The following is a 21020-nucleotide window of genomic DNA, read 5'->3' on the forward strand; positions in this document are numbered from 1 at the left end:
CTCGACTCATGCGCGCGTCCCGGCTGCTCACGGTGCTGCTCCTGCTGCAGAACCGCGGCCGGATGACGGCCGAGGAGCTGGCCGCCGAGCTGGAGGTCTCCGTCCGGACGGTGTACCGCGACATCGACGCCCTGTCGGCTTCCGGCGTGCCCGTCTACGCCGACCGCGGCCGCACCGGCGGCTACCAGCTGGTCGACGGCTACCGCACGCGGCTGACCGGGCTCACCGAGGAGGAGGCGCAGTCGCTTTCGCTGGCCGGCCTGCCCGTGGCCGCGGCGGAGCTGGGCCTGGGCACGGTGCTGGCGGCGGCGCAGCTCAAGCTGTATGCCGCGTTGCCGAAGGAGCTGCGCAGCCGCGCGGGCCGCGTTGCCGAGCGGTTCTACCTCGACGTGCCCGGGTGGCACCGCGGAATCGAGAGCCTGCCGGTGCTGTCCGCGGTGGCCGACGCCGTGTGGTCGAGCCACCGCATCCGGATCCGCTACGAACGCTGGGGCCAACGCGAGGTCGAGCGCGTGCTGGAGCCGCTCGGCCTGATTCTCAAGGCGGGCAACTGGTACCTCGCCGGCCGGTGCGAGGGGTCCGATCGCACGTACCGGATTTCCCGGATCCTGGACCTGACCGACCTCGGTGAGGCGTTCGAGCGACCGGCGGATTTCGACCTGCCGCATTACTGGCAGGAGTGGTCGGAGCAGTTCGAGCGACGCATGTACCCGCGGCTCGCGACCGTGCGTCTGTCGCCGCGGGCGCAGGGGCTGCTGCCGTTCTACGCGGGCAGCGTCGGGGCGCGGGCGCTGCGCGAGGCCCTGGACGGCGGTGCCGTCGCCGATGAGGAAGGCTGGCTCACGCTGCAGCTGCCGGTCGAGCCCGGGGAACCCGCGGTCGGCGAGCTGCTGCGGTTCGGGCCGCACCTGGAGGTGCTCGAGCCGGCGGACCTGCGAGCGCGGCTCGCGGAGGCGATCAGGGAGATGGGCGCGACCTATGGGTGAGCTGGACGGGGTGCGGATCGGCGTCACGGCCGAACGCCGCGCCGACGACCTCATCTCGGCGCTTGTTCGTCACGGCGCGCAGGTGCGCCACGCGCCGACGATCACCATCGTGCCCCTCGCCGAGGACCCCGAGCTGCGGCTCAGCACCGAAGCCGTGCTCGCCGCGCCGGTGGCATTCACGGCCGTCACGACCGGTGCCGGCTTCCGCGGCTGGCTCGCCGCCGCGGAAGGCTGGGGTCTGAAGGACGACCTGCTCACGGTGCTGGGCTCGTCGCGGATCTTCGCGCGCGGCCCGAAAGCCGTGGGCGCGGTGCGGGGAGCGGGGCTGCGCGAGGAGTTCTCGGCGCCGGGGGAGAGCAACGCCGAGCTGTTCGGGGCGTTGGTCTCCGCGGGCGTGGCCGGTTCCCGCGTTGCCGTCCAGCTCCACGGCGCGCCACTGCCGGAGTTCACCGGTCTTCTGGTCGGCGCCGAGGTCGTCGCGGTGCAGCCCTACCGCTGGCATTCACCCGCCGACACCGCCCCAGTCTCCTCCCTGGCGCGCGACATCGTCTCCGCCGAAGTCGACGCCCTCGTCTTCACCAGCGCCCCGGCCGCCACCAACTTCCTGGCCCTCACGGCCGACACCGGCGCCCACGACGTCCTCCGGCGCGGCGCCGTCAAGACCTTCTGCGTGGGCCCGGTGACGGCGGCCCCGCTGGAAGCGCAGGGCATTCCGACGCGCCAACCCGACCGGCAACGGCTCGGTGCTCTGGTGAAGCTGGTGGTTTCGACGCTGGGGAGGGCTTGATGGGTGAGTTCAGGGGTTCGTTCGCGGTGCCGCTGGACGACGAACGCACTCAGCTCGAGGCGTTCATCGAGGAATACCGCGTGGGCATCGAGAAGACGCTCGACGGGCTCACCGAGGAGCAGGCCCGCCGCAGCCTCGTGCCGTCGGCGACGACGCTGCTCGGGCTGGTCAAGCACGTCACGTGGATGCAGCGGGTGTGGTTCGAGGAATGCGTCGGCGGCACGTCGCGCGGTGAGCTCGGGCTGGTGCGGAGCCCGGACGAGTCGTTCCGGCTCGCCGCCGACGACACCGTCGCCTCGGTCACGGCGGACTACCGGGAAGCCTGCGCCACGGCCCGGTCGGCGGTCGCGGACCGGGCGCTGGACGCCGTCGTGACCGGTCACCGGTCCGGCCCGCGCACCGTTCGCTGGGTGTACCTGCAGGTGCTGCGGGAGCTGGCCCACCACTGCGGCCACGCCGACATCCTGCGCGAGCAGGTCCTCGCTGCCTGAGCTCAGGAAGCCCCAGCTCAGGAAATTGCAGCCACGCGCTCGCGCCCGGCCGCTTCCTCGCTGAGGCCGTGGCGCCAATAGCCGGTGAAGCAGATCGTGTTCTTGTCGAAGCCGCGTTCGCGCACGAGGTGGCGGCGGACGTGCTTCACGATGTCGGCCTCGCCCGAAACCCAGGCGTACGGCGCGCCGCCGGGCAGGGCCGCGGCGCGCACGGCACCGAGCAGAGCTTCGCCGTGGGGGCGGGCGCCGCGCACGACCCAGTGGAGTTCGACGGCGCCGAGGGTGTCGAAGGTCTGGCGTTCGGCGCGGTCCGGGATCTCGACGTAGATCGAAGCCCGCGCCGAACGTGGCAGGTTCTCCACGATCGCCCCGATCGCGGGCAGCGCCGTCTCGTCGCCGACCAGCAGCTGCCACTCGGCGTTCTCCGGCAGCTCGTACAGGCTGTGGGGGCCCACGAACGCGACCCGATCGCCCGCCGTCGCCCGCGCGGCCCACGCTGAAGCCGGGCCCAGCGTCTCGTCGTGGAGCACGAAGTCGATGTCCACCTCGCCGGGCACGGGCCGGAACGCGCGCACGGTGTAGGTGCGCATCGGCGGCCGGACCTCGTCGGGCATCGCGAGGTAGGACCGGTACCAGGACACCACGTCGCCGCTCGCCGGCGGGGGCGGCAGCTGCGGCTCGTCCTGATCGTCGAGCGGCAAGAACACCTTCAGGTAAGCGTCGGGTCCGAAGCCTTCGGTCGCGGCGAGCGTGGCGCAGTCGAACGTGACCCTGGCCATGTGCGGGGTGACCCGCCGGACCGCGGTGACCCGGCCGCGGTGCGCAGTCAGCAATGCCATTAGGAAACCTAACCTAAGTAGTCGGGCTAAAAAAGGCCTTCGGGTCCCTCGTCCTGCGGCAGCCCGTCCGGCCGCCAGCGGTACTCGCGCAGGTTCACGCGCTGGCCGTCGGCGAACACGCCCTCCGCGCGCAGGAGCTCGAGCTGCCGGTGGGCCAGGTGCGGCGCCGGAGTGCCGTTGGCGCGCAGGATCCGCTGCCACGGCAGGTCGTGCCCGTCTTCGGCGAGCACGCGCCCGACCAGCCGGGGTGAAGGAGCGCCGCTGAGCGCGGCGATGTCACCGTACGTCGCCACCGTGCCCGCCGGCACGTCGCTGATCACGCCCCGGATCCGTTCGTGAAGTTCGTCGTCCACCCGAGCACTGTGCCGCACGCCACCGACAGTTTCGACCGCCGGTCGCGCAACTGCGTGCCGGTGCGCCACCCGTGCGTGTCAGCGTGCTTCCATCGTAGGCGTGAACGGGCGGAGAACGGCGCAGGGCAGGGCGCGGCTCGTGCGCCCGCCTGCCGCCGGCGCACCCACGTTCACCTGGGACGCGGGCGCTCGCCGGCTGCTGTCCGCACCCGCGGGGTTCCTCCGCGTGCTCGGCGGTCCCGGCACCGGCAAGACGACTTTGCTCGCCACCGCGGCCGCGCGCCGCATCGCCGACGGAGCCGACCCGGAGAGCGTGCTCGTGCTCACCGCGTCGCGCCGCGCGGCCGACGCGCTGCGGGCCGACATCACCCGCCGCCTCACGTCCGATCCCGAGCAGTCGTCGGTGTTGCCGCGCACGGTGAGTGAACCGCTCGTGCGCACGGTGCACTCGTACGCGTTTTCGCTGCTTCGCCTCGAAGCCCGCGCCGAAGAGCTGCCGCCGCCGCGCCTGCTCGCCGGCGCGGAGCAGGACGTGGTGGTGCGCGAGCTGCTGCAGGGTGACCTCGACGTCGGCGCCCCCGGCTGGCCCGACCAGCTGCGTCCGGCGCTGCTCGTGCCGGGCTTCGCCGAGGAGCTGCGCGACCTGCTGATGCGCGCGGCCGAACGCGGGCTCGGCCCCGAGGACCTCGTGGAGCTGGGCCACCGCACGGATCGCGAGGAGTGGGTCGCGGCCGGGCACTTCTGGGCGCAGTACGAGGAGGTCACGCAGCTGCAGGGCGCGGGCGGCAACGCGCTCGGCGTCCGCGGCGCGCCGGCGCTCGACGCCGCCGAACTGGTCACGTCCGCGCTGCTGGCCCTCGAAGACGACGAGGAGCTGCGCGATCGCGAGCGTGGCCGCGTGCGGCACCTGTTCGTGGACGACGCCCACCACCTCGACCCGCTGCAGATCCAGCTGATCCGCCAGATCGGCCAGACCGCGGCCGAGTTCGTGGTGGCCGGCGACCCCGACCAGTCCGTGTTCTCCTTCCGCGGCGCCGATCCCCGGTTGTTCGCCGACGCGGACTCCGATGGCGATCGCACGGTCACGCTCACCACCTCCCACCGGCTCGCCCCGGCCGTGCGCGAGGCCGTGACGAAGCTCGGCGCCACGCTGCCGGGCGCGTCGCGGCACCGGAAACTCGTGTCGCCGCAAGGAAAACGCGGCGGCAAAGTCCGCGTCCGGCTGATGCCGACGCCCGCCGCCGAGGCGAGCTGGATCGCCGATCAGCTGCGCCGCGCCCACCTCGTCGACGGTGTGCCGTGGTCCGAGATGGCGGTGCTCGTGCGCTCGCCCGCGCGCACTTTCCTCGTGCTGCAACGGGCGTTGCGCGCGGCCGGAGTGCCGATCGGCTCGGCGACGCAAGAGCTGCCGCTGGCCAAGCACTCCGCCGTCCGGCCGCTGCTGGCCGTGCTGCGGATCGCGGCCCAGCCGGAGCTGCTCGACGTCGACCTCGCCGAAATGCTGCTGTCCTCCGCCCTCGGCGGCGCCGACCCGCTCGCGTTGCGCCGGGTCCGCCGCGGCCTGCGCCGGCTCGAGCTGGCCGGCGGCGGCCAGCGCTCCAGTGACGAGCTGCTCGTGGAAGCACTGCGCGGCGGCGACATCCTGGTCGGGCTCGCCGACGCCGAGGCGACGCCGGTGCGGCGCGTCGGGAAGCTGCTGAGCGTCACGCACCAGGCGGTCGCGCGCGGCGAAGGCGTGGAACAGGTGCTGTGGGAGCTGTGGGAAGCCAGTGGCCTGCAGGAACGGCTGTTGCGGTTCGTCGACCGCGGCGGCTCGCTCGGTGCGCAGGCCGACCGCGACCTCGACGCCGTGGTCGCGCTGTTCGACGCCGCCGGTCGTTATGTCGACCGGCTGCCGCGCGCGAGCGTCGCGTCGTTCGCCGACTACCTGTCGTCGCAGAACATCGCCGGGGACACGCTGGCGCCCGCCGCGATCCCGGGTGAGGGCGTGTCGCTGCTGACCGCGCACGCGGCCGCGGGTCGCGAATGGACGGTCGTGGCCGTGGCGGGCGTGCAGGAGGGCGCGTGGCCGGACCTGCGCCTGCGGGGCTCCCTGCTCGGCGTGGAGCGGCTCGTCGACCTGCTGTCCGGGGTGGACGACGGCGACAAGGTCTCGGCCATCGCCCCGATCCTGGCCGAGGAGCGGCGCCTGTTCTACGTCGCCGCCGCCCGCGCGCGCCGGACACTGCTGGTCACGGCCGTCGCGGGTGAAGACGAGCAGCCGTCCCGCTTCCTCGACGACCTGGAGGAGAACGGCGCCGACGACGGCGCGCTCGACTCCCGCATGAAGCCGCCCGGCCGTTCGCTGGTGCTGGCCGAGCTCGTCGGCGAGCTGCGTGAGGTCGTGTGCGACGACAAGGCCGACCCCGAACGCCGCGCCCGTGCGGCGAAGCAGCTCGCGCGGCTGGCCGACGCCGGTGTGCCGGGCGCGCACCCCAGCACGTGGTACGGCCTGCTGCCGTCCTCCACCGACGACCCGGTGCACAAACCCGGTGACCTCATGCGGATCTCACCGTCCACAGTGGAAATCCTGGTCAAGTGCCCGCTGCGCTGGCTCGTCGAACGCCACGGCGGCAGCGACCCCGCGCAGCTCGCCGCCGTCACGGGAACGCTGGTGCACGGCCTCGCGCAGGCCGTCGCGGGTGGTCGCACCGAAGACCAGATCCAGGCCGCGCTCGACGACGCCTGGGTGCGCGTGGACGCGGGTGCCCCGTGGTTCTCCCGGCGCGAGCGCAACCGCGTGGAGCAGATGCTGCGCAACTTCGTCGCGTGGCTGGAAGGCAGCCGCAAGGAGCTGATCGAGGCGGGTGTCGAGCAGGACATCGAGGTCGAGCTGCCGATGGGCGACGACGAGGTGCGCGTGCTGCTGCGCGGCCGCGTCGACCGCGTGGAGCTGGACAAGGACGGCCGCCCGGTGATCGTGGACATCAAGACCGGCAAGGTGCCGGTGTCCAGCGCCGACGCCGAGCAGCACCCGCAGCTCGCCGCGTACCAGCTCGCCGTGCTGCTCGGCGCGATCGAGGGCAAGAACACCCCGGGCGGCGCGCGGCTGGTGTACGTCGCGAAGACCAACAACAAGACCGGCGCCACGCAACGCGACCAGCCGCCGCTCGACGACGACGGCGGCCGGCAGTGGCTCGACCTCGTGCGGTCGGCGGCGGCCGCCGCGGCCGGGCCCGAGTACCAGGCCCACGAGAACCCCGACTGCGACCGGTGTCCCGCCCGCGGCTGCTGCCCGCTGCGACCCGAGGGCAGGCAGGTGACCGGCCCGTGAGCTTCCGGCTCATCGCCAACCCGGTCGAGCCCGCGGAGATCGCCGACGCACTCGGCCTGCACCGCCCGACCCCCGAGCAGGCCACGGTGATCGCCTCGCCCGTGGAGCCGTCGCTGGTCGTCGCCGGCGCCGGCGCGGGCAAGACGGAGACGATGGCCGCGCGCGTGGTGTGGCTGGTGGCCAACGGGATCGTGAGCCCCGAACGCGTGCTGGGCCTGACCTTCACCCGCAAGGCCGCGCGCCAGCTCGGTGAACGCGTGCGCGCCCGGCTGCGCCGCCTGGCCGGGTCCGGGCTGCTGGAGAAGCTCGACCCGTCGGGCGGGTTGCGCGCCACGGTCGTCGCCGGCGAGCCCACCGTGCTGACTTATCACGCGTACGCCGGGCGGCTGCTGTCGGAACACGGCCTGCGGCTGCCGGTGCAGCCGGGCGTGCGGCTGCTGTCGGAGACGTCTTCGTGGCAGCTCGCGCACCGCGTGGTGTCCACTTGGGACGACGACCTCGACACCGACCGCGTGCCGTCCTCGGTCACGGCGCAGCTGCTCGCGCTGGCCGGGGAGCTCGGCGAGCACCTCGTGTCGACCGAACGGCTCGCCCAGTACACGACGTGGCTGTGCGAGGTGATCGAGAACGCCCCGCGGGCCAAGGGACAGCGGGCCGCGCTGCCGCAGAAGCTGCAGGAAGTGATGGCGGCGCAACGGTTCCGGCTCGCGCTGCTGCCGCTCGTCGAGGCCTACCACCGGCGCAAGCGGGCCGAAGGCGCGCTCGACTTCGCCGACCAGATGTCGCTCGCGGCGCAGCTGGCCGACGGCTACCCGGCGGTGATCACGGGCGAACGCGAGCGCTACGGCGCCGTGCTCCTCGACGAGTACCAGGACACCGGCCACGCGCAGCGCGTGCTGCTGCGGTCGCTGTTCGGCGGGGGAGACCACGCGCCGATGCCGGTCACCGCGGTGGGCGACCCGGCGCAGGCCATCTACGGCTGGCGCGGTGCTTCAGCGGCCAACCTGCCGCGCTTCACCACCGACTTCCCGCGCCAGGTGGACGGCCGCCTCGCGCCCGCGCACGAGTTCGGCCTGCTCACCAGCTTCCGCAACCCGCCGCAGATCCTGGACCTGGCCAACGCCGTGGCGGAGCCGTTGCGGGCGCGCGGACTCGGCGTCGAACCGCTGCGGGCGCGCGACGGTGCCGGCCCGGCCGACATCGCCGTGGCGCTGCTGCCGGACGTCCGGGCCGAGCGCGAGTGGGTGGCCGACGCGCTGGCGCGCCGGTGGCTCGCCGAAAAAGAGGAGACGGGCAAGCCACCGACGGCCGCCGTGCTGGTGCGCCGGCGCGCGGACATGGCGCCGATCGCGGCCGAGTTGCGCATGCGCGGGTTGCCGGTGGAGGTCGTCGGCCTCGGCGGGCTGCTCGACGAACCGGAGGTCGCCGACCTCGTCAGCACGCTGCGGGTGCTGGCCGACCCGCTCGCCGGCAGCGCGGCGGCCCGCCTGCTCACGGGCGCGCGCTGGCGGCTCGCGGCGGCGGACCTGGCCGCGTTGTGGCGGCGCGCGGGGGAGCTGTCTTCGCCCGTGCCGCAGGCGGACTCCGAGGACGAACCCGTGCTCGTCACCGAACGCGCCGAGCAGGCCGGGCTCATCGACGCCGTCGACGAGCCCGGCAAGCCCGAGCGCTACTCCGAGGACGGCTACCGGCGGATCCGGCGCATCGGTGCGGAGCTGGCGGCGTTGCGGCGGCGCCTCGACCAGTCGCTGCCGGAGCTGGTGGCCGACGTCGAACGCACGATGCTGCTCGACGTCGAGTCCCTGGCCCGCCCGGGCTCGGCCGGCCGCGCGCACCTCGACGCGTTCGCGGAGGTCGTCACCGACTACGCCGAGACGGCGCCGACCGCGACCCTGCTGTCCTTTGTGGACTACCTCAACACCGCCGCGCACGCCGAAGACGGCCTCACGCCCGGCGAGGTCGAGGTCGTGCCCGACCGCGTGCAGGTGCTCACCGTGCACTCCGCCAAGGGGCTGGAGTGGGAGGTCGTGGCCGTGCCGCACCTCGTGGCGGAGGTGTTCCCGAGCAAACGCCGGTCCTCGTCGTGGTTGCGCACGTCGACGTCGCTGCCCGCGTTGCTGCGCGGCGACTCGGCCGACCTGCCTGAGCTGCGCGTCTCCGACGGGTTCGACCGCAAGGAGGTGCAGGAAGCCCTCGAACTGCACGAGGAGGGCTTCGCCGAGCGGGAGGCCGACGAGGAACGCCGGCTCTGCTACGTCGCGCTCACGCGGTCGGAACGCGCGCTGATCGTGTCCGGCCACTGGTGGAACGAGAGCAGCACGCGCGCGAAGGGACCGTCGGTGTTCCTCACGGAGATCGCCGACGTGCTGCGCGAGGCCGACCCACCGATCGGTGTGCTCGACGCGTGGGCCGACGAACCCGCCGACGACGAGGACAACCCGCTGGTGGCGGACTCTCGCAAGGCGAGCTGGCCCGTCGACCCGCTGGGCGACCGGCGGACGGGCGTGTCGACGGGCGTCGAGATGGTGTTCGCGGCGATGGCGGTGCTGCCCGAAACACCCGAGACACCCGGAACACCCGGAACACCCGAAGAGCGTGCGCCGGTGCCGGCCGAGCCCGAGCAGCCGGAACTGTTCGGTGTGGCCGAGGACGACGAGGTGCCGCTCCCGCCCGAACCCGACGAGTTCGACGAAGAACCTTACGAGGACGAAGAAACCTACGACGAAGAAGACGAAGACACCGACGAGGTCGACCCCGAAGACCCCGACGGCTGGGCCGCCGACACCGACGTCCTGCTCGCCGAACGCGCCCGCGCCCAGGCCACTGTGGACCGGGTCGTGCTCCCGGCCCAGCTGTCGGTGAGCCAGCTCGTGGAGCTCGCCGCCGACGCCGAAGCGCTCGCCCGGAAGCTGCGTCGACCGCTTCCCTTGCCGCCCAACACTTTCGTCCGCCGCGGCACGGCATTCCACACTTGGCTCGAACAGCGCTTCTCCGGCGAGGGCCTGCTGGACATCGACGACCTGCCCGGCGCCGCCGACCTCGGCGAGGCCCCCGACTCCGATTTCGAGGAGCTGCAGGAAGCCTTCGAACGCAGCGAGTGGGCCGAGCGCGTGCCGCTGGCCGTGGAGGTGCCGTTCTCGGCCGACGTCGAGGGCATCACGGTGCGCGGCCGGATGGACGCCGTCTACGCGGATCCCGACGGCGGCTGGACCGTCGTGGACTGGAAAACCGGCTCCGTCCCGTCAGCCGACCGCCTGCCCGCGCTGGCCGTGCAGCTTGGCGCGTACCGGCTCGCGTGGGCGGCGTTGAAGAACGTGCCGGTGGACCGCGTGCGCGCGGCCTTCCACTACGTCCGCCACGGCCACACGCTCAGCCCCGCCGACCTCCTCGACGCCGAAGGCCTGCGCGACCTGCTGCGCAGCGTCCCGCGCGAGTGACTCAGGCGGATTCAGGCAGCTGGTTCAGGCAGCTGGTTCAGGCGCTGTCGCGAACCTTCAACGCCCACTTCACCAGCGGCCACTGCGCCGTCAACCGGAACCAGGCCGCCGCGCGCACCGGCGCCGGCAGCTTCTTGCGTTCGAAGTCCAGCGCCATCTTCACGTTGCCGGGGAACACACCCACGAACAGCAGCGCCGCCGCGAGCCCGCCCAGCCGGCGGGTCTGGGGCAGGGCGATGGCCGCCGCCACGCCGAGCTCGGCGGCGCCCGAGGCGTACGTCCATGCGCGACGCGAACCGGGGAGCTCCTCCGGTACCAGCGCGTCGTACTGCCTGGGGCGTAGGAAGTGCGTCAGACCGGCGGAGGCGAGGAAACCGGCGAGCCAGTAGGCGGGCCGTTGCGGCCTGCTCGAGTCGGACATGCGTCCAGCCTGCCACAACGTGATCACCGCGACGGGTGTGCGGGCGATGACCTTCGGCTATCCTCCCCGCTGTGAGTGACGCCGAACACCCGCGGGGAGCCGGTGTATGAAAGCCCTGAAACGGCTGCCCCTGAACGTCCGGCTCAACGACCGCCCCGACCACGAGCTCGTCGGCGTGATCCGGATGCCGGAGTTCACCACGAGCCCGATGCGCTCGATCGTCAAGCGGATCATCGGCGCGCTGCTCGCGCTGCTGGCGACGGTGCTGATCGTGTTCGCCGACCGCGGCGGCTACCGCGACGTCAACGGCGACGGGGTGTCCTTCCTCGACGCGATCTACTACTCCACCGTCTCGCTCTCCACGACCGGTTACGGCGACATCGCGCCGGCCTCGGCGTCGGCGCGGCTGGTGAACGTCCTCATCATCACGCCTCTGCGCGTGCTCTTCCTCATCGTCCTCGTCGGGACCACGCTGGAGGTGCTCACGGAGCGCTCCCGGCAGGCATTCAAGATCCAGAAGTGGAGGACGAAGGTGCGCGACCACACCGTCGTCGTCGGATTCGGCACCAAGGGCCGCTCGGCCGTCAACGCGCTGCTCGGTGACGAGGACGTGCAGCCCAGCCGCATCGTCGTGGTCGACACCGACCAGCAGGCGCTGGAGGCGGCCAGCTCGATGGGCCTGGTGACCGTGCACGGTTCCGCGACCAGGGCCGACGTGCTGCGCGTGGCCGGCGTGCAGCACGCGAAGGCCGTGGTCGTGGCCCCGAACCGCGACGACACCGCCGTGCTGGTCACGCTCACCGCGCGCGAGCTGGCGCCGAAGTCGCACATCGTGGCGTCGGTGCGGGAGGCGGAGAACGTCCACTTGCTCAAGCAGTCGGGCGCGAACCAGGTCGTGGTCTCGAGCGAGACGGCCGGGCGCCTGCTGGGCATGGCGACGTCGACGCCGCTCGTGGTCGACATGGTCGAGGACCTCATCACGCCGGAGTCGGGCCTGGCGATCGCCGAACGCGCCGTGGAGCCGTCCGAGGAGGGTGGTTCGCCGCGGCACCTGCCCGACATCGTGCTCGGCGTGGTCCGCGACGGCGTGCTCTACCGCGTCGACGCCCCGCAGGCCGACGCGATCGAACCGGGCGACCGGCTGCTGTACGTCAAGAAGGTCACCTCGGCCGACAAGGTCGAATCCTGACGCGATGAATCCCGGGCCGTGACTTCCTGACCGCTGGGTGACGGCCGATCGGCGGACGGTGACGACGGCCGCCGGGACCTCACTGGGTTTTGCCCCGTGGATCTGGAACCATGGCGGCGTGCAGCTCTCCGACCTCACGAGCAAGACCTCAGTCCAGAGGTGGCTGCAGGTGGGCATCCCGGCTGCCGCCGGTGTGCTCGTGGTGGTGCTGGCGTGGCTCGCCGGGCCCGGCCTGTTCGGCATCGCGGGCGACGACGCCGGCGCGCCGGTGCAGGCCGAGGTGACCCAGCCGGCCGCGTGCTCGGCCGGCGACCCGGTCGAATCCGTCACGTTCAGCCTCGGCGGCAAGCCGCGCCAAGGCACGCTCAACGGCTGCGGCCACGCCAAGGGCGAACGCGTCGAGGTCGGCGTGCCCGTGGACGCCCCGGCCGACGGCCCGATCACCGTCAGCGCGGCCGACACCTCGGCCGGCGCTCAGGACGCGCGCGGCCCGATGGCGCTCGTGCTGCTGGTCTTCGCGTGCTTCTCCGGCGGCATGTACGCGTTCCTGGTCATCCGGGGCTCGGGCAAGCTGGCCCTGCTGCACTGAGCGCCCGCCTCAGGGCACCGGGCGTGCTCACGGGACCGCGGCCCGCCCCTGGATCCCTAGCTGACCAGGGACGAAGGCGCGGCGAACGTGTTGCAGTCGGCGATCCGGTTGGCCTTCGCGCCCTGGCGCCACCAGTAGGCATAGTGGGCGTTGGTGCCGTGGTCGTGGCTGTGGGACGTGTTGTCGCCGCGGGTTTCCTGGTCGTTCCAGGCCTTGTTGTACATGTCGCGGGTGATCGTGCCGCCCTGGTCCACGTGGGCACCGAGGAACATGCCCGAGAAGCACTGCGCCTGCAGCTCCTTGCGCCGCGACATCTCCAGGCCCTCGGGGCTGTTCTGGCCGGCCGCGTAGATCTTCTGCCACGCGGCGTCCATGATCCCGGCGACCTCCTGCACGTGGTGGCCGTACTCGTGGGCGAACAACGCCAGGTAGACGCCCGGGTTGTTGCCGTACTGGTCCGTCTGGAGTCCGGCGAACGGCACGTACAGGTTGTCTTCGCAGTAGTACGCCGCCGTCGCGATGCCGACCTGGATCGTGCCGCACGCGGTCTCGAAGCTCGGCCCGGTGGGGAAGTGCAGCGCGGGCGGGGTGAACGGCAGGTCGTAGGCCTCGAGGAACGGGCCCCACGCCGCGTCGAGGCACTTGCTGGCCGCGGTGAAGAACGCTTCCGCGCCCGACTGCGTGCTCTGCCACGACGGCAGGTCGCAGACGCGGTTCTGCAGCCCGGCGTTGGGGTCCTGCAGGATCGGGTGGTCGGCCAGCTTGAGGATCTTCTGCGGGCCGGTGGAGCTCGGCTCGGACGACTCGGTCGGCGCCGAGGACGCGGTGGAGGACGAGCCGTTGTTCGGCGGCAGCTCGAACGCGCTGGTCGGCGCCGGTGCCGGCGGGTTCTGGTAGCCGGTGGCGTTCACGCCCTGGCTCGGCCGGTTCAGCGCGACGATCGCGACGACCCCGAGCACCAGCACCGTGACAGCACCGAGCGCGATCCCGATGATCGCGCCCGGAGACTTCTTCTGGTGCTGCGGCGGGAAGCGCTGCGGCGGGTACTGGCCCATCCACGGGTTCTGCGGCGGAGGGCCCTGGGGCGGGCCCTGCATCGACGGACCCTGCGCCGATCGGCCCTGGGGCGAGGGACCCGGGGGTCCCTGCCTGCCGGGCGCTTGACCCGGGACCGGCGGCGGTTGAACGGTCCCGCGAGGCGGCACCTGGCCGTAGGGCGGTTGCGTCATCAGGGCAGTCCCGGAGGGTCTCGGCACGGGCCGGGCGGCCCCCGGCTTCCGTTCAGCATATCGGGGGAACGGGGGCCGTACGCACCACTCGTGCCGACGCCGTCACCCGACCCGGGTGTCACCCCAGGTCTGGCCCGGTTTGGGCGCCTCTGGAAGAGTGAGCGGCAGCAAGTGACGGGTCGTGAGTACGAGGGGCTTCGATGACAGACACACCCGGTTCGCCGGGGTCCGGCGCGCCCGACGACGACGCGCCCACTCCGAGCCAGGGTTTCCGGCGCCCCGAACCGTCCGGTCCCGACCAGACCGGCGCCACGGGCGCGCCCGATTCCGGCCCGCCCGCGTCTTCCGGCACCCCGCAGCCCGAAGGCTCGCAGCAGACGCCCGGCACCGGCGGCGTTTCGCAGCAGCAGCCCCAGACTCCGCAGACCGCTCAGGCTCCGCAGACCCCGCCGTCCGGCGGCTGGCAGTCGCCGGGCCAGCAGCCCCCGCAGTCGTACGGGCAGCCGATGCCGCAGTACCCCGGCGGCGCCTACGGGCAGCAGGGCGGCTGGTCCCCGCACGGCCTCGGCAAACCGGGCGTGATCTCGTTGCGCCCGCTCAACGTCGGCGACATCCTCGACGGCGCGATCACCGCCATCCGCCGCTACCCGGTGCTGATCCTGGGCACGTCGGCGGTCATCGCGGTGTTCGTGGCGGGCTTGACCCTCATCGTGCAGCTCGTGGTGCAGCCCGACCTCAACCGCGTCGCGACGCTCGGCCCGGCCGCCACGCAGCAGGAAGCGCTCGACGCGATGTACAACCTGCTGGGCAGCACCGCGTTGTCGCTGATCCCGACGCTGATCATCACGCTGCTCGGCCAGACGTTCCTCACCGGCTTCCTCACGGTCGTGATGGGCAAGGCCGTGCTCGGCCGTCCCGTCGACTTCCGCACGGCCTTGAGCGAGGCCGCACCGCGGCTGCTTCCCTTGCTGGGCCTCACGATCCTGTACGGGCTGGCCACCATGGTCGCCGCGATCTTCTGCCTGCTGCCGGCTGTGATCCCGTACGTGTTCTGGGCGCTCGCGAGCCCGGCGCTGGTGCTGGAGCGCGGCACGATCCGGCAGGCGTTCGGCCGTTCGCGCACGCTCGTGTCGGGGGCGTTCTGGCGCGTGCTCGGCATCCTGCTGCTGGCCGCCGTGATCGGCTGGCTGATCACGGCGATCATCGCCATCCCGTTCGACCTGGGCTCGGGCGCGTTCTCGGGCCTGTTCGACCCGCAGGCCACCGCGCCGGTCCAGACCACCGGCGGCCTGGTGCTGAGCGCGGTGGGCTCGGTGATCGCGAGGACGATCGTCGCGCCGTTCGTCGCGCTGGTCACGGTGGTCCTCTACATCGACCAGCGCATGCGCCGCGAGGGCATGGACATCGAGCTGGCGCGGGCCGCGGGCCTCAACCCGCCGCCGGCTCCGCGGCAGGCGTGGTGACGTTCCTGCTCACCGACGTCCCGGTCGACATCGACCGGGACCCCGCCCGCCTGCGGGCGGTCCAGGAGCTGAGCGACCCGGCGTACGCGGCCGCGCGGCCGGGGCTGCTCCAGCAGGTCGCGCACTGGCTGGGCGAGAAGTTCAGCGAGCTGTTGAACAGCCTGTCCGGGGTGCCGGGCGGGCCGCTGGGGCTGCTGCTGATCATCGGCCTTCTGATCGTGCTCATCGTGGTGGTCCGGCTGCGCGTCGGGAAGGTCGGGCGCGCGGCGCAGGCCGCGCGGCAGGTCTTCTCGGGACGGCGCCGCAGCGCCGACGAATACCGCAAAGCAGCCGAACAGGCTGCCGCGCAAGGACAGTTCGCCGACGCCGTGCGTGAACGGTTCCGCGCGATCGTGCGGGGCCTCGAAGAACGGGCGCTGCTGGACTCGCGCTCCGGCCGCACGGCCGACGAAGCCGCCGCCGAAGCAGGCGCGCTGCTGCCCAACCTCGCCGCCGACCTGGCGGCGGGCGCCCGGCAGTTCGACGACGTGCACTACGGCGGCCGGCCCGGCACCGAGGCCGCCTACCGCGCTCTGACCGACCTCGACGACCGCGTCCGCCGTGAGCGGCCGGTGCTGGTGGGCGCGTGACGACCTCCGTTTCGCCTGATCTCCGGCGCATCTGGCGCGGCGTGCGGGTTCCGCTCGCGCTCCTGCTGCTGATCGTGCTTGTCGCGCTGGCGCTCGTGCTCAGCCGCGGCGACCAGACGAGCGGCGAGTTCGAACCCGGTTCCTACGAACCGAACGGCAGCCACGCCCTGTCCCACTTGCTGCAGGAGGAAGGCGTCGACGTCCGCCCCGTCCACACCATCGAAGAGGCGCTGCAGCAGGTCGACGGGGGCACCCTCGTGATCACCTCGCCGGACCGGGTGCCGGGCGACGGGCTCGTCGACCTGCGCCGCCGCGTCGCGCACCTCGTGCTGCTGGCGCCGGGTCCGGAGGCACTGTCCAAAGTGCTCCCGACGGTGAGCGCGGTCGGCAGCACCGACGTCGCGACGCTCGATCCCGGCTGCACGGTCGGGGCCGCGGTCGGCGCCGGACCCGCGACGCTCGGCGGCACGCGCTTCCGCACCGACGACCCCGAAGCCCGCCAGTGCTACCGCGACGGCGAGGCGCCGACGTTCGTGCAGGTCGCCGACCGCTCGGGCACCGTCACGGTGCTCGGCACGGGCGCGCCGCTGACCAACGACCGCCTCTCCGACGAGGGCAACGCCGCGCTCGGCATGCGGCTGCTGGGCGACCACCAGCGGCTCGTCTGGTACGTGCCGTCGCCGACGGATCCCGCGCTCGGCGGCGGGCAGAAGTCCTTCTACGAGCTCATCCCGCCCGGCTGGCGCTACGGCGCCGTCACGGCCGCGATCGCCGTGGTGCTGCTGGCTTTGTGGCGCGCGCGCCGCCTCGGCGCGGTGGTGAGCGAACCGTTGCCGATCGTGGTGCGCGCGGCGGAAACGGCCGAGGGCCGCGCGCGGCTGTACCGGCGGGGCGGTGCGGCCGGGCACGCGGCCGAGACGTTGCGGGAAGCGGCCCGCGCGCGGCTGCGCACGAGACTGGGCCTGCCGCGCGACGCCGAGGCGGCGGCGGTCGTCGAGACGGTGAGCGCGCGCACGGGCCGCAACCCGGCCGAGGTCGGCGGCGTGCTCTACGGTCCGCCCCCGGCCGACGAGGCCGGGCTGGTCCGGCTGGCGGACGAACTGGACAGCGTGGAACGAGAGGTGGAGCGGTCTTGAGTACCGAACAGACGCAGGCGCCGAATCAGGCTCAAGACGCGCGAGCGGCCCTGATCGCCCTGCGCACGGAGGTCGGCAAGGCCGTGGTGGGCAACGACGCGGCCGTCACCGGGCTCATCCTGGCGCTGCTCTGCCGCGGGCACGTGCTGCTGGAGGGTGTGCCCGGCGTGGCGAAGACCCTGCTGGTGCGGGCTTTGGCGGCGTCGCTGGACCTGAAGACCACGCGAGTGCAGTTCACGCCCGACCTGATGCCGGGCGACGTCACGGGTTCCCTCGTGTACGACGCGCACAGCGGCGAATTCTCGTTCCGCGAGGGCCCGGTGTTCACGAACCTGCTGCTGGCCGACGAGATCAACCGCACGCCGCCGAAGACGCAGTCGTCGCTGCTGGAGGCGATGGAGGAGCGGCAGGTCTCGATCGACGGCACGCCGCGGCCATTGCCCGATCCGTTCATGGTGATCGCGACGCAGAACCCCGTGGAGTACGAGGGCACCTACCCGCTGCCGGAGGCGCAGCTGGACCGGTTCCTGCTCAAGCTCACGATGCCGGCGCCCTCGCGTGAGGACGAGATCGGCATCCTCTGGCGCCACGCGCAGGGCTTCGATCCGCGGGACCTCGCGGCCGCGGGCCTCCGTCCGGTTGCCGGCGCCGAGCAGCTCGCGACCGCGCGCCAGGCCGTCGCCCGCGTGACGATCGGGCCCGAGGTCATCGGTTACGTCGTGGACCTGTGCCGCGCGACGCGGGAGCTGCCGGCCGTGCGCATCGGCGTTTCCCCGCGTGGCGCAACGGCTTTGCTCGCCGTCACGCGCGCGTGGGCCTGGCTCGCCGGCCGCGACTACGCGACGCCCGACGACGTGAAGGCGCTGGCCCGGCCCGCGCTGCGGCACCGGCTCGACGTGCGGCCCGAGGCCGAGCTCGAGGGCGTGACCGCCGACGGGGTCCTCGACCGGGTGCTGGCCTCCGTGCCGGTGCCGCGCTGAGCGGTGGCCCTCACCGGGCGGCTCGGGCTGCTGGCGCTGCTGGGTGCGCTGGTGGTCGGGCTGCTGTTCCCGTCCGCGGCCGGCGTGCTCGGCGTCGTCGTGGTGCTGCTCGTGCTGGTGGCCGTGGACCTCGTGTTCGCCGGCAGCGTGCGCTCGCTGCGGTTTTCGCGCGGTGGCACCACTTCCGTGCGCCTCGGTGAGCCCGCCGAGGTCACCCTGACCGTCACGAACCCGGGCCGGCGCGGGGTGCGCGGGCTGCTGCGCGACGCGTGGCCGCCGAGCGCGGGCGCCGACGACCGCCACCGGATCTCCGTGCCACCGGGCGAACGGCGCGTCTTCACCACCGCGATGCTGCCGACGCGCCGCGGCGACCGCCAGGCGTTCCGCGTGACCGTGCGCGCGATGGGGCCGCTGGGACTCGCGGCGCGCCAGGGTTCGCACGAGGTGCCGTGGTCGGTGCGCGTGCTGCCGCCGTTCCACAGCCGCAAGCACCTCCCGTCGCGGCTGGCGCGGCTGCAGCAGCTCGACGGCCGCAGTGCGGTGATGATCCGCGGCCAGGGCACGGAGTTCGATTCCCTGCGCGAATACGTGGCGGGCGACGACGTCCGCTCCATCGACTGGCGCGCCACCGCCCGCGCGGCCGACGTGATGGTCCGCACCTGGCGCCCGGAACGCGACCGGCACGTGGTGCTCGTCCTCGACACGGGCCGCGTGTCCGCCGGCCGCGTCGGCGACGCGCCCCGGCTCGACGCCGCCATGGACGCCGCGCTGCTGCTGGCCGCCCTGGCCTCCCGCGCCGGCGACCGCGTGGACCTGCTGGCCTACGACCGCCGCGTGCGCGCCGCCGTGCCGGGCTCGTCGGCCGCGACGCTGCTGCCGTCACTCGTGAACGCCATGGCGCCGCTCGAACCGTCCCTCGTCGAGACCGACTCCCGCGGCATGGTCGCGGAAATCCTCCAGCGCACCCGCCGCCGCGCGCTGGTCGTGCTCCTGACGGGCCTCGACGCGGCGCCGCTCGAAGAGGGCCTGTTCCCCGTCCTCAGCTCCCTGACCTCCCGGCACCACGTGATCGTCGCGTCCGTGGCCGACCCGCGCGTCGCCGAGATGGCCCGCGCCCGCGGCGACGCCGAAGCCGTCTACGACGCCGCCTCGGCCGAGCGCACCCTCGCCGAACGCGCCTCCGCCACCGCCCGCTTGACCCGCCGCGGTGTCGACGTGGTGGACGCGGTGCCGGAAGAGCTGCCCCCGGCGTTGGCGGACCGGTACCTGGCGCTGAAGGCCGCGGGCCGCCTGTAGCGGAGGTTCGGCACTCGTTGGAGTGGCATCCCTTGGTGCGCCGCCTCCGGTGCTGTTAAGCCGGAAGCAACTTCGGCTCGAGGGAGTGCTCGCGTGCGTCGGCTGCTGTCCGTGGTGGTGCTGCTGTTGATCGGGTCCGGCGGGGTCGCGTACGCGGCCGACGGCGCGCCCGTCTACCTCGCCGACGGTGGGGGCGCGGTCTCGCTCGCCACGGCCGGCGGCAAGGTGCAGCTGGCCGACGCGAAGGACCCGGGCGCCGCCTGGACGTACGACAAGGCCTCCCAGCACTACCGCAATGTCGCGAGTGGACAGTGCCTCGCCGCGCAGAGCCCCGTCGACGGTGTCGGCGTGCTGATGGCCGCCTGCGCCGACGGGGATCACAAGCAGCAGTGGCGCCGCGTCGCGGGCAACCCGGGGCTGGTGACGATCGCGAACGTCGCCACCGCGCGCTGCCTCACCGCCGAGGCGCCGACGCCGGGCGCGCGGCTGTACCAGGAAGTCTGTTCGCTGCCGGGCCTGTCCAACGCGTGGGCCGCGGGCGGCCGCACGCTCGCCATCCTGTCCGGCAACGGCCAGCACCTGGCCACGAAAGACCCCGCGGCGCCGTTCGTGGTCCGCGTGATCGGCGAGAACGGCCAGCCGGCGCCGGACGTGCCGGTCACCTTCTACGTGCACGCCGCCCGGGCGCAGAACGTCCTGGTCTTCGAAGGCGGCAAGGAAACCGCGCAGGCGAAAACCGGCGCCGACGGGGAAGCCACCAGCCCCAAGCTCGTCCTCACCGATCCCGGCGAGTTCGACATCCGCTTCACCGGCAGCGCCACCCTCGACGACGGCAACTCCATCGCCTTCGAGGGCAGCTGCCTCTGCTAGCCCGCTTCCGGCAGCGCGTCACCGGTGTAGCGGCGGTCGAGATCGCCCCGCTCCCCGTCGCGAGCGGCGCGGCGGCCGAGCGTGAAGACGTAGGTCAGGAACAGCAGCTCCACGACCGCGCCGATGCCGATGCGCACCCACGTCGGCCAGCCCGACGGCGTGACGAAGGCTTCGATCACGCCGGACACCAGCAGCACGCACGCCAGCCCCAGCGCGATCACGACCACGGACCGGCCCTGTTCGGCCAGCGCGGCGCTGCGCGAGCGGCGGCCGGGGTCGATCACGGTCCAGCCGAGCTTCAGGCCGGTGCCCGCGGCGATGAACACGGCCGTGAGCTCCAGCAGGCCGTGGGGCAGGAGCAGGCCGAGCAGCACGTCGCCGCGGCCGGCCGAGGACATCAGGCCGATGGCGATACCGGCGTTGAGCGAGTTGAGCCACAGCGCGCTGATCACGGGCAGGCCCAGTGCGACACCCAGGAACAGGCAGGTCGCGGCCACCCACGCGTTGTTCGTCCACACCTTCGCGGCGAACGAGCTCGCCGGCCCGGTCGAGTAGTACGTCTCGTACTGGCCGCCGGGCGCGGTCATGGCTTTGATCTCGTCGGGGGAGACCAGCGCCGACCGCACGGACTCGTCGCCCGCGATCCACACGCCGAGCACGGCCATCACGACCAGCGACGCCAGCGCTGCGGGGATCCACCAGCGCCGGCTGAGGTACACCGCGGCCGGGAAGCGGCGGGTGAAGAACAGCGCCACCTCGCGCCACGCCGCGCTGTGCGAGCCCGTGACGGCCGAACGGCCCCGCGCGACCAGGGCCGACAGCCGCGCCAGCAGGGCCGGGTCGGGCGCTGTCGAGCGGATGATCGACAGGTGCGTCGCCGTGCGTTGGTAGAGCGTCACGAGCTCGTCGGCCTCGGCCCCGGACAGCCTGCGCTGCCGCACGAGCTCGCCGAGCCGGGCCCACTCCGCTCCGTGCGCCGCGACGAAGACGTCGACGTCCACCCGATCACCTC

18 protein-coding genes are annotated in these 21020 nt (G+C 73.2%); 13 read left to right on the top strand and 5 right to left on the bottom strand.

Annotated elements, in window-relative coordinates:
* Positions 1-8: 8 nt before the first annotated feature.
* From AB0K15_RS32955 to AB0K15_RS32965, 3 genes are read left to right on the top strand one after another with little or no spacing between them, the layout of a single operon-like run.
* Positions 9-986 carry a YafY family protein gene (locus AB0K15_RS32955; protein WP_364059329.1) on the top strand — a complete coding sequence of 326 codons (978 nt, stop codon included), beginning with the start codon at positions 9-11 and terminating at the stop codon, positions 984-986.
* A complete protein-coding gene (locus tag AB0K15_RS32960; protein WP_364059332.1) occupies positions 979-1773 on the top strand; it encodes a uroporphyrinogen-III synthase in 795 nt (264 codons plus the stop codon). The genes AB0K15_RS32955 and AB0K15_RS32960 overlap by 8 nt, the downstream gene beginning before the upstream one ends.
* Positions 1773-2264 carry a DinB family protein gene (locus AB0K15_RS32965; RefSeq protein WP_364059335.1) on the top strand — a complete coding sequence of 164 codons (492 nt, stop codon included), beginning with the start codon at positions 1773-1775 and terminating at the stop codon, positions 2262-2264. The genes AB0K15_RS32960 and AB0K15_RS32965 overlap by 1 nt, the downstream gene beginning before the upstream one ends.
* Positions 2265-2281: 17 nt before the next feature.
* Here the strand turns inward: AB0K15_RS32965 and AB0K15_RS32970 are convergent, their stop codons facing one another.
* Positions 2282-3103, bottom strand: coding sequence for a siderophore-interacting protein (locus AB0K15_RS32970; protein WP_364059338.1), 822 nt, complete (start codon positions 3101-3103; stop codon positions 2282-2284).
* Positions 3104-3129: 26 nt separating this feature from the next.
* On the bottom strand, positions 3130-3456 hold the full coding sequence (locus tag AB0K15_RS32975; RefSeq protein ID WP_364059341.1) for an MGMT family protein: 327 nt from the start codon (positions 3454-3456) through the stop codon (positions 3130-3132).
* Between the two features lie 139 nt (positions 3457-3595).
* On the opposite strand from AB0K15_RS32975, the gene AB0K15_RS32980 reads away from it, so the two are divergent.
* Positions 3596-6769: an ATP-dependent DNA helicase gene (locus AB0K15_RS32980; protein ID WP_364059566.1), complete on the top strand. Its 3174-nt coding sequence runs from the start codon at positions 3596-3598 to the stop codon at positions 6767-6769.
* A complete protein-coding gene (locus AB0K15_RS32985; RefSeq protein ID WP_364059344.1) occupies positions 6766-10206 on the top strand; it encodes an ATP-dependent DNA helicase in 3441 nt (1146 codons plus the stop codon). The genes AB0K15_RS32980 and AB0K15_RS32985 overlap by 4 nt, the downstream gene beginning before the upstream one ends.
* 37 nt (positions 10207-10243) lie before the next feature.
* Here the strand turns inward: AB0K15_RS32985 and AB0K15_RS32990 are convergent, their stop codons facing one another.
* Positions 10244-10627, bottom strand: coding sequence for a hypothetical protein (locus tag AB0K15_RS32990; protein ID WP_364059347.1), 384 nt, complete (start codon positions 10625-10627; stop codon positions 10244-10246).
* Positions 10628-10733: 106 nt separating this feature from the next.
* Between AB0K15_RS32990 and AB0K15_RS32995 the strand changes: the two genes are divergently transcribed.
* Positions 10734-11816: a potassium channel protein gene (locus tag AB0K15_RS32995; RefSeq protein ID WP_285970266.1), complete on the top strand. Its 1083-nt coding sequence runs from the start codon at positions 10734-10736 to the stop codon at positions 11814-11816.
* Positions 11817-11985: 169 nt separating this feature from the next.
* Positions 11986-12405, top strand: coding sequence for a hypothetical protein (locus AB0K15_RS33000; protein WP_364059569.1), 420 nt, complete (start codon positions 11986-11988; stop codon positions 12403-12405).
* Positions 12406-12461: 56 nt separating this feature from the next.
* On the opposite strand, the gene AB0K15_RS33005 is transcribed toward AB0K15_RS33000, so the two are convergent.
* Complete coding sequence (locus AB0K15_RS33005; RefSeq protein ID WP_364059572.1) at positions 12462-13460, bottom strand: neutral zinc metallopeptidase; 999 nt, start codon at positions 13458-13460, stop codon at positions 12462-12464.
* Positions 13461-13834: 374 nt separating this feature from the next.
* Here AB0K15_RS33005 and AB0K15_RS33010 point away from each other — a divergent pair, with 374 nt between their 5' ends.
* The 6 genes from AB0K15_RS33010 to AB0K15_RS33035 all read left to right on the top strand — a co-directional run bounded on the left by AB0K15_RS33010 (position 13835) and on the right by AB0K15_RS33035 (position 20008).
* Complete coding sequence (locus AB0K15_RS33010; protein ID WP_364059350.1) at positions 13835-15097, top strand: hypothetical protein; 1263 nt, start codon at positions 13835-13837, stop codon at positions 15095-15097.
* Positions 15091-15726, top strand: coding sequence for a DUF4129 domain-containing protein (locus AB0K15_RS33015; RefSeq protein WP_364059353.1), 636 nt, complete (start codon positions 15091-15093; stop codon positions 15724-15726). Before AB0K15_RS33010 ends, AB0K15_RS33015 begins: the two co-directional genes overlap by 7 nt.
* The gene (locus tag AB0K15_RS33020; RefSeq protein ID WP_364059356.1) at positions 15723-16862 is read left to right on the top strand and encodes a DUF4350 domain-containing protein; all 1140 of its coding nucleotides are present in this window, start codon (positions 15723-15725) and stop codon (positions 16860-16862) included. Before AB0K15_RS33015 ends, AB0K15_RS33020 begins: the two co-directional genes overlap by 4 nt.
* On the top strand, positions 16859-17842 hold the full coding sequence (locus tag AB0K15_RS33025; protein ID WP_364059359.1) for a MoxR family ATPase: 984 nt from the start codon (positions 16859-16861) through the stop codon (positions 17840-17842). The genes AB0K15_RS33020 and AB0K15_RS33025 overlap by 4 nt, the downstream gene beginning before the upstream one ends.
* A gap of 3 nt (positions 17843-17845) precedes the next feature.
* Positions 17846-19138, top strand: coding sequence for a DUF58 domain-containing protein (locus AB0K15_RS33030; protein ID WP_364059362.1), 1293 nt, complete (start codon positions 17846-17848; stop codon positions 19136-19138).
* A gap of 93 nt (positions 19139-19231) precedes the next feature.
* Complete coding sequence (locus AB0K15_RS33035; protein WP_364059365.1) at positions 19232-20008, top strand: ricin-type beta-trefoil lectin domain protein; 777 nt, start codon at positions 19232-19234, stop codon at positions 20006-20008.
* Here the strand turns inward: AB0K15_RS33035 and AB0K15_RS33040 are convergent.
* The gene (locus tag AB0K15_RS33040) at positions 20005-21009 is read right to left on the bottom strand and encodes a stage II sporulation protein M (RefSeq protein ID WP_364059368.1); all 1005 of its coding nucleotides are present in this window, start codon (positions 21007-21009) and stop codon (positions 20005-20007) included. The two genes, AB0K15_RS33035 and AB0K15_RS33040, sit on opposite strands and share 4 nt — an antisense overlap.
* Positions 21010-21020: the final 11 nt, after the last annotated feature.

It is taken from the genome of Amycolatopsis sp. NPDC049253 (assembly GCF_040678995.1).
GTDB lineage: Bacteria > Actinomycetota > Actinomycetes > Mycobacteriales > Pseudonocardiaceae > Amycolatopsis.